We start from the raw sequence: 14632 nt of genomic DNA, 5'->3' as shown, positions 1-14632 counted from the left end.
GCCGAATTTTGCGTTAATAGTAACATGAATAGTACAACCGCCGCCATCAGAGTTGAGAATCTCACCAAAATCTACAAGAGCGCCCTGGGCGCCAATGAGGTTCAGGCCCTGACAAATGTCAGTCTCGAGGTGCAGCGCGGCGAAATATTCGGCCTGCTCGGCCCCAATGGAGCCGGTAAAACCACGCTGGTTAAGATTCTTCTCGGTTCGCTAGGGACCACCGCCGGAGCTGCCTTTATCAACGGACACAGTATCGACGACCCGGAAGCCCGCGGGAAAATAGGCTTTCTGCCGGAAAATCATCGGTTCCCATCTTATCAAACCGGTTTGCAGATGCTTCTATGTTTCGGCGGCATGGCCGGACTTTCCAGAGACGAAATTAAAACCAAGGCGGCGCCGCTTCTGGAACTGGTTGATATGACCAAGTGGCGCGATACCGGAATAAAAAAATATTCCAAGGGAATGATGCAGCGCCTCGGGCTCGCCCAAGCGTTGATCAATGATCCCGATATCATCTTTCTCGATGAGCCGACCGACGGGGTCGATCCGATCGGACGGCACCAGATCCGAAACATCCTGATCGATCTCAAGAAACAGGGCAAAACTATATTCCTAAATTCACACCTGCTGGCCGAGGTCGAGTCGATCTGCGACCGGGTGGCGATTCTGGATAAAGGAAAAATGATCAAAGCCGGACCGGTCCACAGCCTGATCACCATGAAACCGACCTACCATGTCGAAACCGCAGAATTAAACGAAGAAATCGAGGTCGAGATAAAAATCGCTTTCCCCGATGCTCGTATCGAGGGAAATTTCATCACCGTCATTTTTGACGACAAGTATCAGATCAACGGGCTGATCGATCTTCTGCGGCAGAATTACATCGACATTCTTGCCGTGACACCGGAAAAAATCAGTCTCGAAGAGAGCTTCATGCAACTAATCAAAGGAGGCGGCGGCAATGCATAAATTCAACGCCATCTTCCTCGATTCTTTGCTGGAGATCAAGAGTCGCAAAATTATTTATATCTATGCCGCCATAACCCTGTTTATGGTTCTTCTCTTCGGATTGATGCCTTCGATCCAGATTCAGGGGCAAAATTTATTCGAAAGCGGTGTTGAGTCCAATGCGCTTCTCGACAATATGCTGGCTCATTTCTTCGATGGTTTTATCGGCTTTGTCATCTTCCTGATGGTATTCGGCTCAGCCTTTCTGATCCCGTCATATCTCGGCAAGGGCCGCGTGGAATTGATGTTTTCCAAACCGATCAGCCGCTGGAAACTGCTGACATTGAAATTTGTTTCTATCTACCTGATACACATTATCATCCTGGTCCTCATGGTTCTCCTGATCTGGCTGACTGTTTCCTTCCGCGTCGGAAATATCTCATGGGGAATTTTGTTCGGCTCGATGTTTTCTTTCGTGCATTTCCTGTTTATTCTTATTTTTGTTTTCTCGATAGGGGCCCTGACCCGCTCCGGCGCGATTGCCATCATGGCCTATTTCATTATCCGCTTTGCCTCCGGTCTGCTCGAAGGGCGGGAGGCTGTTTATAATTTCCTGGGGGAAACGGTCTGGACCAAAATTCTTGACTGGATGTATTATATATTTCCCAAATTCGGCGAAGTGGGCGCAAATTATGTTTCACTGACGAACGGTGACGGATTTATCAATTTCTTCTCAATTTATACCACCCTGATTTTCTGCGCGGTGATTTACGGCGCGACTTTGTATCTTATCTCCCGCCGGGATTATTAGCATATTTAAAAAATACCAAAATTAAAGGCGTCCCCGCATAACAGGGGCGCCTTTTGTTGAGACCTTCCTCATAAATGAGGCGAATGGGTATTATCTTCTCACGCGGCCATCGACATAGGAAATGCTCACGTCGCCCGAACCGTCATCGATAATATCAACATCTCGGCTGACGTGGCGAATGTTGATATCGCCCGAGCCGTCATCGACCGCAACACTTCCGCCGACTTTCCTTACCACAATATCCCCGGAACCGTCATCAATATCGACGTCGCCGGTGACATCCTTAATGCGGATTTCTCCCGAACCGTCGTCGATTATCACCCGGCCGTCGATATTGGACACAACCAGTTCGCCGGAGCCATCGTCTATATTAACATTGCCGTTAATAAATTCTATTTCGAGATCACCCGAACCGTCATCGAAATCGACATCACCGAAAATATTCTCGATCCTCGAATCGCCGGAACCGTCGTCAATCTTCAAGCCCATATTTTGGGGAATTTTGATAACCAGATTGATTAACGCAGACTGTCTCCCGAATGAAAACAACGTCGTCGGCATCGAATTATCGAAATAGCTGGTCAATACGGCCTTTCCCTGCTTCTCGATCAGATCCAGCCGGAGATATTTATCCATAAAATCCCGCGCCCGGCTTTCATTAATGCCCTCAATGATAATTTCAGCCTCAACTTCGATATTCGTGAGCCCCTCGACACCCCGAATATAGAGATTCCCCGCCCCGCAGTCGATTTCAAACATCCTGATATCGTCTGCAACCAGGTTAAGTTCCCGGTTTTCGGTCAGATCGGCAAAAGCCGGGGTGAACAAAATTATATTGATCGCGAGGGAAAGCATAAATCCCAATAAACTTCTCATCTCGGCTCCTTTCTTTATCGGTGATTCGCTTAATTAGACGACAATCTGATTGAAATGTTGCAGGAGCTGCAGAAATGAGAGATTAGACTTTGGGAGGAATGTTTTCCCTGATCGTCTCCGGGATATACTTGAAAGCTATTAAGGCGACTACCAGGCACAGCAGCCCGCCGGCATAAAACGGAAGCTGGAAAAATATGACGCCCAGAAAACCGGCCACCAACGGCCCGACCGCCATCCCAAGACCGAAACCCATGGTAATCACGCTCATCTGGCGCCCTTCTCCCCCAGCTTTGCCCAGATCGGCCACCAGCGCAAAGGCGGGCGCGGCGATTCCGGCCGAGGCGACTCCCTGAATCATCCTCAAAATGACCAGTTGAGTCAGGGTATTTACATTGCCTATCAGGGCCGAAGCCGGGGCCAGAAGTATCAATCCTCCGATTATCAAAGGCCGCCGTCCGATGCGGTCCGAAAGCCTCCCCAGCGGCACCTGAAGCAGTATCCGCCCGACCATCATCGAACTGATGGCAATGCTGAAGCCGAAAGCGTCGATGCCCAGCTTGGCATTGAATTCATTTTGCAGTGTGGCCAGCATCGAAAAGCAAAAGGCCATGACAAACGTGGCCAGCCCGGCCGCCGTGATGGCCGGACTCAGAAGCGACCGATCGATAATTTTGAAGCTGGTATTATTATTGTTGACCGGCACATCTTTGACCCACATCTGAACCAGAATCGTGGCCAGGAATATGAAAGATGCTCCGGTAAAAAAGACCTCGTTGAATCCGAAATGTACCAGGATAAAGCCGCCGACCAGCGGCCCGGCCGAAAATCCGATCATCCGCAGCATCGAGTAAATACCCATTGAGCCGCCGCGCGTCTCTTTCTTCGTCACCGCCGCCATAAGCGCCATCGAAGCCGGTATTGTTATGGCGATGCCTATTCCCTGTAATCCGCGCAGCGCCAGAAGATGCAGGTAGCGTTCCGCAAATACAAAACCGAGCGTGCCCAGCCCCATGATGGCCATGCCGGTTTGTATGAGAATCTTGCGCCTCCCCAGACGGTCGCTGACGGCGCCCATAACCGGCTGAAGGGATGAATTAACCAATCCAAAAGTGGAAATCAGGATTCCGACCAGAACGGGTACCGCGAAATGCAATGTCAACGACGGCAATTTTGCGACATAAAGAGGGATGGCTATAAAGAGAATACTGTTGCCCATGGCTTCGGCCATGCGGGCAATGGAGAGGGCGACCACCTGCCGATTGCCGCCGATGGAGGTAAAAAACTTCGAATTCATATAAGCGGATAATTTATTCGAAGTTTTTTAAAAAGCAAGAGGCCGAATTAACGGGAATATTCATTTATCATATCAGTAATTTTCGACAAATGGTGATCGTCGTGCTCGGCAATAAACAAAGCATGGTCGATCATCCGCATCTGCGTATCCAGCCGCCGGTGATAAGCCGACATTTTCATATGCTTATTCGTCATCTCGTCAAACCTGTTCACCAGATGCTCCCGCGACTTCCGAAAGGCCCCCAGGAGTTCCTCAACCGAAGCGCTGTTGTGATCGGCCTTATTTGTTACCGTGTTGGTTATATTGGCCGGCCGAAGTTCATCCAGATTTTCAAGGTAATCATCGATTCGCCCGTGCCAGAGAGCCTCGACATCGCCCAGATGCCCGATTACCTCAAGAATCGACCAGGCATTGCCCTCCTTATGCCGCAGGATATCATCCGGCAGCGGGGCGATTTTCTCCTCCAGACGCGCCGGCACGCCGCGCAAACGTTCGACCACAATGGGAAACATCTCGACCGGAAGATCCAGCTTGAATTTCCGTTTGACCCAGATAATTTCGTTTTTCATATTCCCCTCTGCATTGACAACAGTGTCATTGATCAGGCAAACTAATTATTGTCGTGTCAGGTCCTGATTCCGCCGAGGTCGGAATTATGACCTGACGCCATTCACGTGGACGACAGGCGTCCCAATCCACCCATGATAATTATATCCTCCCCTCTCGAGAGGGGTGCCCGAAGGGCGGGGTGTGTTCTTCAGATTGCAGCATACCTACACACCCCTGAATCCCCTCTCAAGAGGGGACTAAGACGGCGCCTAATACGAAAAAACCCGCCCTAAATTCCAATGTCATGTCAGGTCCTGTCCTAAGGTTTACCGAAGGATGTGATCTGACACCAGATAAATCCTCTACCCTTGCAATCAATGTCGTGTCAGGTCTTGATTCCGCCGAGGTCGGGATTGTGACCTGACACCAACACAAATCAACTACCCCAGCGATCCTATCTCCTTCTCGACTTCTTCAAGAATCTCGCACGATTTGACCAGTTCCTTCATCCTCGTATGATCAGGGTAAAGTGGACGGTCGATTTCGAGAAAATCGACATACTTGCGAATGATATCTTTGGCCTTCGTCGTTCCCTTGCCGAATTTATATTCGCGGAAATCGAGCGCCTGAGCCGCCGCCATCAGTTCGATACCGAGCACACCATAAGCATTATCGAGTATCTGGAAATTCTTGATGGCGGTATTCATCCCCATCGAGACAAAATCCTCCTGGTCGGCCGCGGCCGGAATCGACTGGACCGAGGCCGGCGCCGAAAGAATCCGCTGCTCGACAATTTGCATGTCGGCGGTGTACTGCGAGAGCATCATGCCCGAAAACATCCCCGCCCCTTTGGTCAGAAACGGCGGCAGACCGACACTCAGGGCCGGGTTATTGAGACGATTCATGCGGCGTTCCGACATGACCGAAACCATGGTGATACAGTAACCGGCCATATCCATCGGCACCGATACCGGCGACCCCTGGAAATTGGCCCCGGAAAGCTGTATATTTTCATCAGGGAAAAATATCGGGTTGTCGCCGACACCATTCAGCTCGATTTCGACTTGCGAACGGGCATAAGCCAGAGCATCATGGGCCGCCCCGACCACCTGCGGTGTGGAACGCATCGAGTAAGCATCCTGTACCTTGCACTTGATCCGCCCGTCAACCAGGTCGCCGCCCGCCACCATCATGAGAATCGACCGGGCCGATCTGACGGCGCCCTTGAAACCGCGCACTTCATGCAGTTTCGGCGTGTATGGTTTCATGTTGGCCTTGAGCGCCTCGAGCGACATCGCGGCCGCAATTTCGGCCTGTTTAAGCCAGCGATTGGCATCATACAGAAATATGGCACTCATCGCGGTAAGAACATTGGAGCCGTTGATTGTGGCCAGCCCGTCACGCGCTTTCAATCCCGGAATCGGAATCCCCGCCCGGTTAAGCGCTTCTTTGCCATCCAGCAATTCACCCTGATAATACGCTTTCCCCTCGCCCATCAATAACAATGCAATCTGGGACATCGGGGCCAAATCGCCGCATGCCCCGACTGATCCTTTCTGACAGACAAACGGCGTGACGCCTTTGTTGAGCATATCGATCAGTGTCTGAGTTATTTCCAGGCGGCTTCCCGAGTTTCCATGAGCATGCACATTTATACGCGCCGCCATGGCGCCGCGAACATACTCGATCGGCGCCGGGTCGCCGATACCGGCCGCATGATTGTATATTAAATATTTCTGAAAATCCTTGACCTGCTCGTCCGAAAGTACAACCTCCGAGAACTCGCCGATACCGGTATTGACACCGTACATGATTTCCCTGGCCTCGATTTTCCTCTCGAGCATGGCGCGGCATTTGTTGATTCGCGTTATGGCATCCGGGTGAAGCTCCACCTTTTCATTATACCGGGCAATCCTGACCAGTTTTTCTATGGTCAGTCCTGAACCATCCAGAACTATAGTCATTTATACCTCACAATCATTTTACACATTAAACGGAATAAATTTTCTTGGTGAATAAAGAATTTCTCAGCCGGGTTATTCATCCTGAAGACCGGATGAACTCTTCGGCTGATAACGGGCAATGTGACAAACCGGATGCGTATCCGGTTTCGGATGATCATCGTTATTGCTTTTCCATTCGTTCATAACAGATATAATATAGCGCCGCCGCACTAAAAGTCAATCACTTTCGATAAATGTAACACTATACCGCACAATCACATACCGCAACACCCAACGACAAGACCGGGCCGGACTGCGATAGATATCGCTGGTTTATTCAAAGCCATTTGATAATTAAACATTAGACATTATTCCGGTTTTTCATTATAAGTGAAACATCGATGTTGAATATTGGTTTTTTTAATGTAAATCGAGATAATCAATGGAATTGAGAATTGAATATGTCATAAAAAGTTCAATAAACATTGAAAGGAGAGAAAATGGAAAAAGCAATGGAATGGCTGTGGGCCTATGGCACGGCCTATGGTTTGAAAATCATCGGCGCCATCCTGATCTTCGTGATCGGCCGCATGGTCATCAGCGTTATCAGCCGTGTTCTCAAACGTGCTTTTGAAAAGAAGGCCACCGATAAAACCCTGGCAAAATTCGTCATAAGTCTTACCCGAATCATGCTGCTGGTCGTGGTCGCTCTGGCCTCATTGAGCACACTCGGCGTGGAAACGACATCCTTTATTGCCATCCTCGGCGCCGCCGGTCTGGCGGTCGGTTTTGCACTACAGGGCTCACTGTCGAATTTCGCCGCCGGCATCATGCTAATCATTTTTCGGCCTTTCGAGGTGGGCCATTATGTCGAAGCCGGCGGTAGCAGCGGCTCGGTCGAAACCATACATATTTTCCGGCGGTAATATTATTAATTACATTGCCGAGGAAACCCGCCGCATCGATTTGGTATTCGGTATCGGCTATGGCGACGATATCAAAAAAGCCAAAGATGTCATGGAGGGAATTATTAAAGCCGATCAGCGCATACTCAAGGATCCCGCCCCCACCGTGCGCGTGCTCGAATTGGCCGACAGTTCGGTCAATTTTGCCGTCCGCCCCTGGGTAAAAACAGCCGATTACTGGGCGGTTTATTTCGACCTGATGGAAAATATCAAAATGGCCCTGGATGCCAACAATATTTCGATTCCGTTCCCGCAGCGTGATGTTCACCTGTTCCAGGAGCAGAAAGCATAAACAATAAAGGGCGGGGTCACACCCCGCCCATTTGATTTGCTAAAATAATTCCAGTTGCTCGTTCTCGTCGATGATTTTTCTTAATACGCGCCAGATATTGCGGGCATCATCGATTCCGCGATGATGCGTCCCCGCGAACTCCAGCCCGCTCTTTCGGACGGCCCGGCTGAGACCGAATTTCCTGTTTTGATGCGCTTTCGAAAAGAACTTCTTGATATCGAAATGAGTCGGAAAGGGATATTCCATCTTATGGAAGGCACAGTCATTCTGAAACTGCCATTTGTCATAACCGCTCCATGAAGCGAAGGTATATTCATCCGGATCACCGGCCCACTCGAGAAATTTCGGAAAGACTACCGGGAATGTTTCCGCCTGATCGACATCTTCCTGTCGGATCGAGGTCAGATTTTTGCAAAAATCCGACAAAATGGAATTACGTACCGGCCGGATAAAAACATCATATTCGCGGACACTGTCGCGATCATTCAAATCGGCTAAGACTGCGCCGATCTCGATCGTCTCCATCTCTTTGAACAAGCCCTTATTCTCCCAGCAGGTCGCTTCGAGATCGACAATGAGAAGTTTGTTTTTTACCCCGGGAATCAGCATGATTCAATATAATAAGATATTGCATAGATTCCATAATTGTTTTAAATAAAGGGCAGATCGAAGAATCATGGGAGGAGTCATGCCGCACAAAATAACGATACATGATTACATCACACCCATCAAAGAAATTCTGGCGGGGAACAGCGCCGATAAAAAACAAAAATTACATAAACTGATTTATTCCCTGCGCAAAGTTAACAATCATCATCTGGAAAAACGGTACAACGTTGACCAAACCGTGGCAAAACTTCTCGAACCGAATTGGCGCGCAAAAATTAGAAAGTTCGATCCGGCCGAGTGGCAAGCCGCCGCGATTGATATCTATAAGAGAGCCGTCAGATTGCTTGGCAAAGTCACGCCACCGGAAATAATTCTTTTTCCCGGCTTCGGCGCTTTCAACGGCCGGGTGTACAAACTCGATCACAGACCTGTTATCGGATGCTCGCCTGATTTCCCCGGCACCGTCGGAAACAACCTGATGGTGCTTCTCGCCCATGAGTATGGTCATTATATCCGATGGCACAAAACCGGTATCCGCAATGACAAAGGCCCGATATATTTATTTATCTATGAGGAAGGCTTTGCGACATGGCTTTCGACAAAACTGCTGCCGGAGTATGATCTTAATCATCTCTTTATGGCGAACCTGCATAAAAGCATCAACATGCCCAACCCGAAAGGCGGCTATTTCGCCTGGTGCCGCAAGAACCTGCCCGAGTTGATCTCTGAATCACAAAAGGCGCTCCGGTCATGGGATCGCAGTGACCTCGGCCGCTTTTTCCAATGCCTGCGTTACAAGGATGATACAACGCCGATCCGCACCGGCTATTACCTGGGTTATCGTTTGATTGAAATGCTGTCTGAGGAAATATCGCCGCGCAAAATGCTCACCATCAAGCCGACCGCCAAAATGATTTCCGGCTGGTTGGAGGAATTGTGATAGGGTAACTAGATCATTATTGACGGTAGCTCTAAAAAGGAAGGTCATCGACTGTTGTATCTATTCTTATATCATAGTCAAAATTACTTTCAGATGTCATTAGTCTTAAAATACTTTTTCCTATTATTCTGTAAGAATCCTTCAACGCTTCACCTTGATATGCCCTTGCCAATATTTTTATTGCCTTGAAACTTACTTGAGCCCACGAGTTGCTTGCCATCTTGCGTATAGGTGAATTTAAAAAATGACGCTTATGAAAATCTGGAAGATCTGATTTTGCAGATGGACATAATTTATCGTCCTGATAAATATCCCAATCAGTAGACGTATAAAAGTAAATGGCTTCAATTTCGGAAGAAGTCTTTTCGAATTCGTTAAGCAAATCAATTTTAAAATAAATGGAACCCTTAGCAATGTATTCAGTTTTATCCAATTCGCCGTAAATGTTTTTTAAATGCACTTTTATCAGACTCTTCCTAATATTTTCTATTTCATTTTTGGCCCAATTAAGTTCTCTAGTCAGCGCAACCCTTAATTCCTCAATAGAATTACCATATATGATATGCCGTTTATCCTTAAGATCGAAAGGTATGTCATTAGCATCTGAGGTCAAATGAATACATAATTTCCCTTTTGCGTGGGCATAGCCAATTTCATAAAACACATTTGGATTTTGCCCCGTCATATCAGCAATTATAATATCGGCTATTTCAATTTGTCTGTAAATTCTCTCCAAAATACCTTCCTTATATATCTGTTCATCTACCCGTTCAGCCACTATATTCAGATCTTTAGCCGGTTCTTTAATACCGAATTTATATATATCAGCAAATTCTGGTGCAAATGGTATCAAGACAAATGCAAAGATAGGTTTTTCCTTCATTAATTCTTCCCGAAATTAAATATTACTAAAATAATAGGCTGCAAACCTATGATGATTATATGGTATAATCAATTACTATTTATGCTTTTTAATTGCCCGGCCCTTTGTCATTACCGCATCACCATAGGGAGTCAGTTTCCAATAAATATTCGTGTCTTTAGCGCTGCGTGGTTTATTGCCTTGGACTATTAACCCGAGTGAACGTAACTGCACTTTTATTGTCTGAAAATCATCACTGAATACTACAACATTACCTATTTCATATTCATAATCCTCTGGATCCTTCTTTTGAGAGAGATCTCTATTCAAAATCATCTCATTTAATTCTTTTATCAAATCTTGTTCCGACACTTCATCTAACATCATAGGCGCGATTCTTAGAAATATCTCATTCCATGTAAAATCATAGCTATCAGCCACATCCTTCTGATAGCCATCCACTACACTCACACCAGATACATCACACACATATCTCATTTCGAATAAATCATCGCCCTGCGCTAATTCTTCAGAGCCTAATGGTGGTTCATTTCTTAATAATTCCAACTGATTTTCAAGTTCAGCAACCTGCCTGCTTAATTCAAGTATTTCTTTGTCAGCAGATTCATCTGGCACCAAATCGGCCTTCACCCAACCAATGGCGGGATGTGCCTTGATAAGCTTGATAATGCTGCGACTTACGGCACCGCCCAATTCTGCCGGCGAAGTCCAATATTTACAGAGCTTTTTTTCCATCAGCGCCCGAAATTCCATTAGATTTCTTTTGCCTTTATCGCTCTTTTCCGTTCTCTCATTTGGAATTTTACCAATATCTTGATGCAGAAAGGCAATAACTGGTTTATTTACGGAAATCGCATACTCATATTCCATTTGAGTATAACTTTTACCATCTGCGCCAATGGAACCATAACGCCCGGCACTAATTACTATGTAATAATCACGGTCATCTATCACACGCTTTATGAGCGTCCACTGGTCTTCATCCGCCGCTGGAAATAATTCCATCCCGGACGGAATGCAATCCAATTCCAGCAAGGCCTGAATGACTTCCTGCCGCTCGGCACGCAAATCTTCATAAGTCGAACTGACAAAGACCTGATATCTCTTGTCCATATAATTGCCTCAATACCAATAACTTAATTTACACCGACATGCATCAGACTAACAAATTAGCCTGAGTCATATCTCAATTTCAAGAATTACCGACATCGCAATCTATAAACAAAAAGAACTTTATGCAAACTAATTATGATTAAAATATTAAGAAACCCAAAGCTGCAAATCCGACCCAATTATGTATGTGGCCCGCCATGTGGGCACATCTGCCAGCCTTTTATTTGCCGAATCCTCACTCCCCTCTTCCTCCCGGCGTTACGCCCTGATCCGTGATATATGCCGTCACCAGCGCCCGCGGCGTGATATCGAAAGCCGGTGAATAGACTTTGACACCATCCGGCGCTGTCTGCACCCCGCCCCAATCGGTGATCTCTGTTGAAGAGCGCTCCTCGATCGGGATATCATCACCGGTCGGAATATTGTTATCGAAGGTCGAGTACGGCAATGCCACATAAAACGGAATATTATGCTCTCTGGCCAGCACCGCCACGCCGTATGTGCCGATCTTGTTGGCTACATCGCCGTTTTTGGCCACCCGGTCGGTGCCGACAATCACTTTATCGATTTTGCCCTGTTTCATCACCATCGCCGCCATATTGTCGCAGATCAAAGTAACATCGATTCCTTCCTGCATCAATTCCCACGACGTCAACCGCGCCCCCTGCAGCAGCGGCCGGGTCTCATCGGCATAGACTTTAACATTTTTCCCCTGATTTTTGGCCGCATAGATAACCGCCAGCGCCGTTCCGATACCGCCTGTCGCCAGTGCCCCGGCATTACAATGCGTCAGCACCGTGTCGCCGTCATTGATAAGCGCGGCGCCGTTTTGTCCGATTTTATCGCACAGCTCTTTATCCTCTTTTAAGATCGCTTCGGCTTCGGCCCAGATGTGCAAGCGAAACTCCTTGATATCCTCACCCTGATAATCTTCGATCACTTTCACCACCCGGTCCACTCCCCAGCCCAGATTAACCGCCGTCGGCCGCACCGCCTTGATCTCTTCCGCCACCTGCGCCAGGATAATCTTGTACTGCCCGACACTCATATTGACATCGACTTCAGCCGCCACCGCCACCGCAAAAGCGCCGGCGATGCCGATCGCCGGAGCGCCCCGAATTTCGAGCCTTCGGATCGATTCCATGATATCGCGGTAATCGTTGTACTGCTTGTAAATCAGCTTGGTCGGAAGCTGTGTCTGATCGAGTATTTTGGCCGTTTTCCCGACCCGTTCGATTACGGTAAAATTCATCGTTAGTCTCCCATTATCTGTACTATCAGCCGGCGGCTGCGGTTACGGTTATCGAAATCAAGAAAGACGACATTCTGCCAGGTCCCCAGAAACAGTTCGCCGTCGCTGAATGGTATCGTAATATCCGGTCCGATCAGCGCCGAACGCATATGTGAAAAACCATTGCCGTCATGCCAGGTCATGTCATGATGATACGGCACTCCGGATGGAAGTATTTTCTCGAAAAACTCCGGTAAGTCTTTGAGCAATCCCGGTTCGAATTCGATCGTGGTCAGGCCGGATGTGGCTGATGGTGAAAAAATAGTCACAATGCCCGCCTTGATGCCGGACTCGCGCACAAGACCAGCGATCCGGTCGGTGATATTGACAATATGGCAATAGCCTTTTGATTCAAAGCGGATTTCTTCGGTCCTGACCATTTTCTATTGATAAAACCTTCTTTTGATTTTTCTGGTCGAAGTTTTCTCGAACTCATCGAGGCGGATTTCAAACTGGGTGATTCTTTTATAATCCGCCATCCGGCTATTGGCCGCATCGATCTCCTGCTTGATAATCTGCCTTATTCGCTCCGACGTTATTTCAGCGCCCGGCTTCCCCTCCAATAACTGGATCTGTTCCATATCGGGAACGATAACGGCCCAGATATCCTCCCCGGCCTTCTTTTCTTTGGTCCGTCCCACCACCACTGATTCGAGAATATACAGTGAGACATTCAATTCGGCCTCGATTTCCTCGGGATAGATATTTTTTCCGCCGCCGCTGATAATAATATTTTTCATACGGCCGGTTATAAAAACACGGCCATGCTTGATTTTGCCCATATCGCCGGTAAACAGCCAGCCATCTTTCAAAAGCTTGGCGGTGGCCTCCGGATTGTCGATATAACCCGGCGTATTGTTCTCACCCCTGACAATGATTTCGCCGACACCATCCGGGGCGGGGTTGTCAATTTTCACTTCAATGCCCGGAAGCGGCCTCCCGACCGATCCGAAGTCGATATCCCCCGGTCGGTTGAATGAGACCACCGGCGCACATTCGGTCAGGCCGTAGCCGCTCAGAAAAATAAAACCAACCATGGTAAACCACTCGGCGACCCGGGGCGGAAGCGGCGCGCCACCGCAAGCCATCAGGCGAATCGACTCGAGACCGGCTTTTGTTCTTAGATCCTTGAAGAGTTTTATACCCGGGCGCCTTTTGAATTTCCAGCCCACCTTGCAGACGCCATATAGCGAGTTAAACAGCGCCCTTTTAATCGGGTGTAATTCGGAGATCCGTTTATTGATGGCGGCATACATCTTTTCAAAAAGCAAGGGAACACCGATCATAAATGTAATTTTATTGTTTTTAATATCCGTCATAAGATCCCGTGACTTGAGAGACCGGGAATATTTCACCGTCAACCCGGTACAGAGTGGAAAAAGAAAACCGACCGTGGCCTCGAAAGTATGATGAAGCGGCAATACCGACAAAAGATTATCATCCTGATAGATCATCAGGCTTTTGACGATGGATTCGATATTCCTCAGAATATTGTTGTGGGTCAAAATAACCCCCTTGGGATCGCCGGTGGTGCCGGAAGTATAAATTATAACTGCAATATCACTACGACTGACCGATTTTTCGAAATATGGGTCGGAATCGGCCAGCCCTTTCAATGTTTCGCCCTCATCAAAATTCATGGCCACCGTATCCACCCGAAGACCGTTAAGGGCGATCATATCGTCCGCCTCTTTTTTCCAGCGGGGCGAGCAAATAAGAGCCCTGGCTTTGGAAACTCTTAACATGCGGCTCAGCTCATTCGGCTTAAGCGAAACATCCAGCGGCACAACAATGCATCCGGCCGCCATAGCGGCCAGGTATGAAATCCCCCATTCGGGACAATTTTCAGCGATAATTGCCACCCGGTCGCCTTTGGAAAAACCCTTTTTGCGCAGGCCGCCGGCAACTCTGCCGACCAGATCGCCGATCTCCCCAAAGGTATAGGCTTTGCCTTCACCGCCCTGGGCGACCAGGGCCGGTTTATCGGCCAATCGCCGGCATGTGTGTATGACGGCTTCATGGATAGTATCCGTGAGCCGGAAATCCTTCTCATTTAGAAGCGGCATGCCCGCAATTTAACTAAGTTTTTCGAAGAAACCACAAATTTCTGGAAAAATT

The 14632-nt window shown here is 48.1% G+C and carries 12 protein-coding genes and 2 pseudogenes; 4 read left to right on the top strand and 10 right to left on the bottom strand.

Annotated elements, in window-relative coordinates:
* The first annotated feature begins 24 nt into the window (after positions 1 to 24).
* Together CVT49_11650 and CVT49_11645 are read left to right on the top strand one after the other, a co-directional pair.
* Positions 25 to 969: an ABC transporter ATP-binding protein gene (locus tag CVT49_11650; protein PKK82837.1), complete on the top strand. Its 945-nt coding sequence runs from the start codon at positions 25 to 27 to the stop codon at positions 967 to 969.
* Positions 962 to 1759 carry a hypothetical protein gene (locus CVT49_11645; protein ID PKK82836.1) on the top strand — a complete coding sequence of 266 codons (798 nt, stop codon included), beginning with the start codon at positions 962 to 964 and terminating at the stop codon, positions 1757 to 1759. Before CVT49_11650 ends, CVT49_11645 begins: the two co-directional genes overlap by 8 nt.
* 90 nt (positions 1760 to 1849) lie before the next feature.
* Here CVT49_11645 and CVT49_11640 read toward each other — a convergent pair whose 3' ends face one another.
* The 4 genes from CVT49_11640 to CVT49_11625 all read right to left on the bottom strand — a co-directional run bounded on the left by CVT49_11640 (position 1850) and on the right by CVT49_11625 (position 6442).
* Complete coding sequence (locus CVT49_11640; protein ID PKK82835.1) at positions 1850 to 2635, bottom strand: hypothetical protein; 786 nt, start codon at positions 2633 to 2635, stop codon at positions 1850 to 1852.
* An 82-nt stretch (positions 2636 to 2717) separates the two neighbouring features.
* Entirely contained in the window at positions 2718 to 3929 is a 1212-nt protein-coding gene (locus CVT49_11635; protein PKK82834.1) for a hypothetical protein, read from the bottom strand.
* A gap of 47 nt (positions 3930 to 3976) precedes the next feature.
* Positions 3977 to 4498, bottom strand: a complete 522-nt coding sequence (locus CVT49_11630; protein ID PKK82833.1) for a DinB family protein — start codon at positions 4496 to 4498, stop codon at positions 3977 to 3979.
* Between the two features lie 420 nt (positions 4499 to 4918).
* Positions 4919 to 6442: a phenylalanine ammonia-lyase gene (locus tag CVT49_11625; protein PKK82832.1), complete on the bottom strand. Its 1524-nt coding sequence runs from the start codon at positions 6440 to 6442 to the stop codon at positions 4919 to 4921.
* Between the two features lie 479 nt (positions 6443 to 6921).
* Between CVT49_11625 and CVT49_11620 the strand changes: the two are divergent.
* Positions 6922 to 7678: pseudogene (locus tag CVT49_11620) on the top strand (mechanosensitive ion channel protein).
* A 39-nt stretch (positions 7679 to 7717) separates the two neighbouring features.
* On the opposite strand, the gene CVT49_11615 reads toward CVT49_11620, so the two are convergent.
* Entirely contained in the window at positions 7718 to 8287 is a 570-nt protein-coding gene (locus CVT49_11615) for an exonuclease (protein PKK82831.1), read from the bottom strand.
* Between the two features lie 79 nt (positions 8288 to 8366).
* On the opposite strand from CVT49_11615, the gene CVT49_11610 reads away from it, so the two are divergent.
* The gene (locus CVT49_11610) at positions 8367 to 9227 is read left to right on the top strand and encodes a hypothetical protein (protein ID PKK82830.1); all 861 of its coding nucleotides are present in this window, start codon (positions 8367 to 8369) and stop codon (positions 9225 to 9227) included.
* Between the two features lie 583 nt (positions 9228 to 9810).
* Here the strand turns inward: CVT49_11610 and CVT49_11605 are convergent.
* The 5 genes and pseudogenes from CVT49_11605 to CVT49_11585 all read right to left on the bottom strand — a co-directional run bounded on the left by CVT49_11605 (position 9811) and on the right by CVT49_11585 (position 14580).
* A pseudogene (locus tag CVT49_11605) lies at positions 9811 to 10110 on the bottom strand (hypothetical protein).
* 75 nt (positions 10111 to 10185) lie between these two features.
* Complete coding sequence (locus tag CVT49_11600) at positions 10186 to 11223, bottom strand: hypothetical protein (GenBank protein PKK82829.1); 1038 nt, start codon at positions 11221 to 11223, stop codon at positions 10186 to 10188.
* A gap of 235 nt (positions 11224 to 11458) precedes the next feature.
* On the bottom strand, positions 11459 to 12475 hold the full coding sequence (gene mtnA / locus CVT49_11595; protein PKK82828.1) for an S-methyl-5-thioribose-1-phosphate isomerase: 1017 nt from the start codon (positions 12473 to 12475) through the stop codon (positions 11459 to 11461).
* A 2-nt stretch (positions 12476 to 12477) separates the two neighbouring features.
* Entirely contained in the window at positions 12478 to 12894 is a 417-nt protein-coding gene (locus CVT49_11590) for a secondary thiamine-phosphate synthase enzyme (GenBank protein PKK82827.1), read from the bottom strand.
* A gap of 3 nt (positions 12895 to 12897) precedes the next feature.
* Positions 12898 to 14580: a hypothetical protein gene (locus tag CVT49_11585; protein ID PKK82826.1), complete on the bottom strand. Its 1683-nt coding sequence runs from the start codon at positions 14578 to 14580 to the stop codon at positions 12898 to 12900.
* Between the last annotated feature and the right edge of the window lie 52 nt (positions 14581 to 14632).

The organism is candidate division Zixibacteria bacterium HGW-Zixibacteria-1 (assembly GCA_002838945.1).
GTDB lineage: Bacteria > Zixibacteria > MSB-5A5 > GN15 > PGXB01 > PGXB01.
Note: the sequence above shows the minus strand (reverse complement) of the source record. Positions and strands in the feature narration are given on the sequence as shown.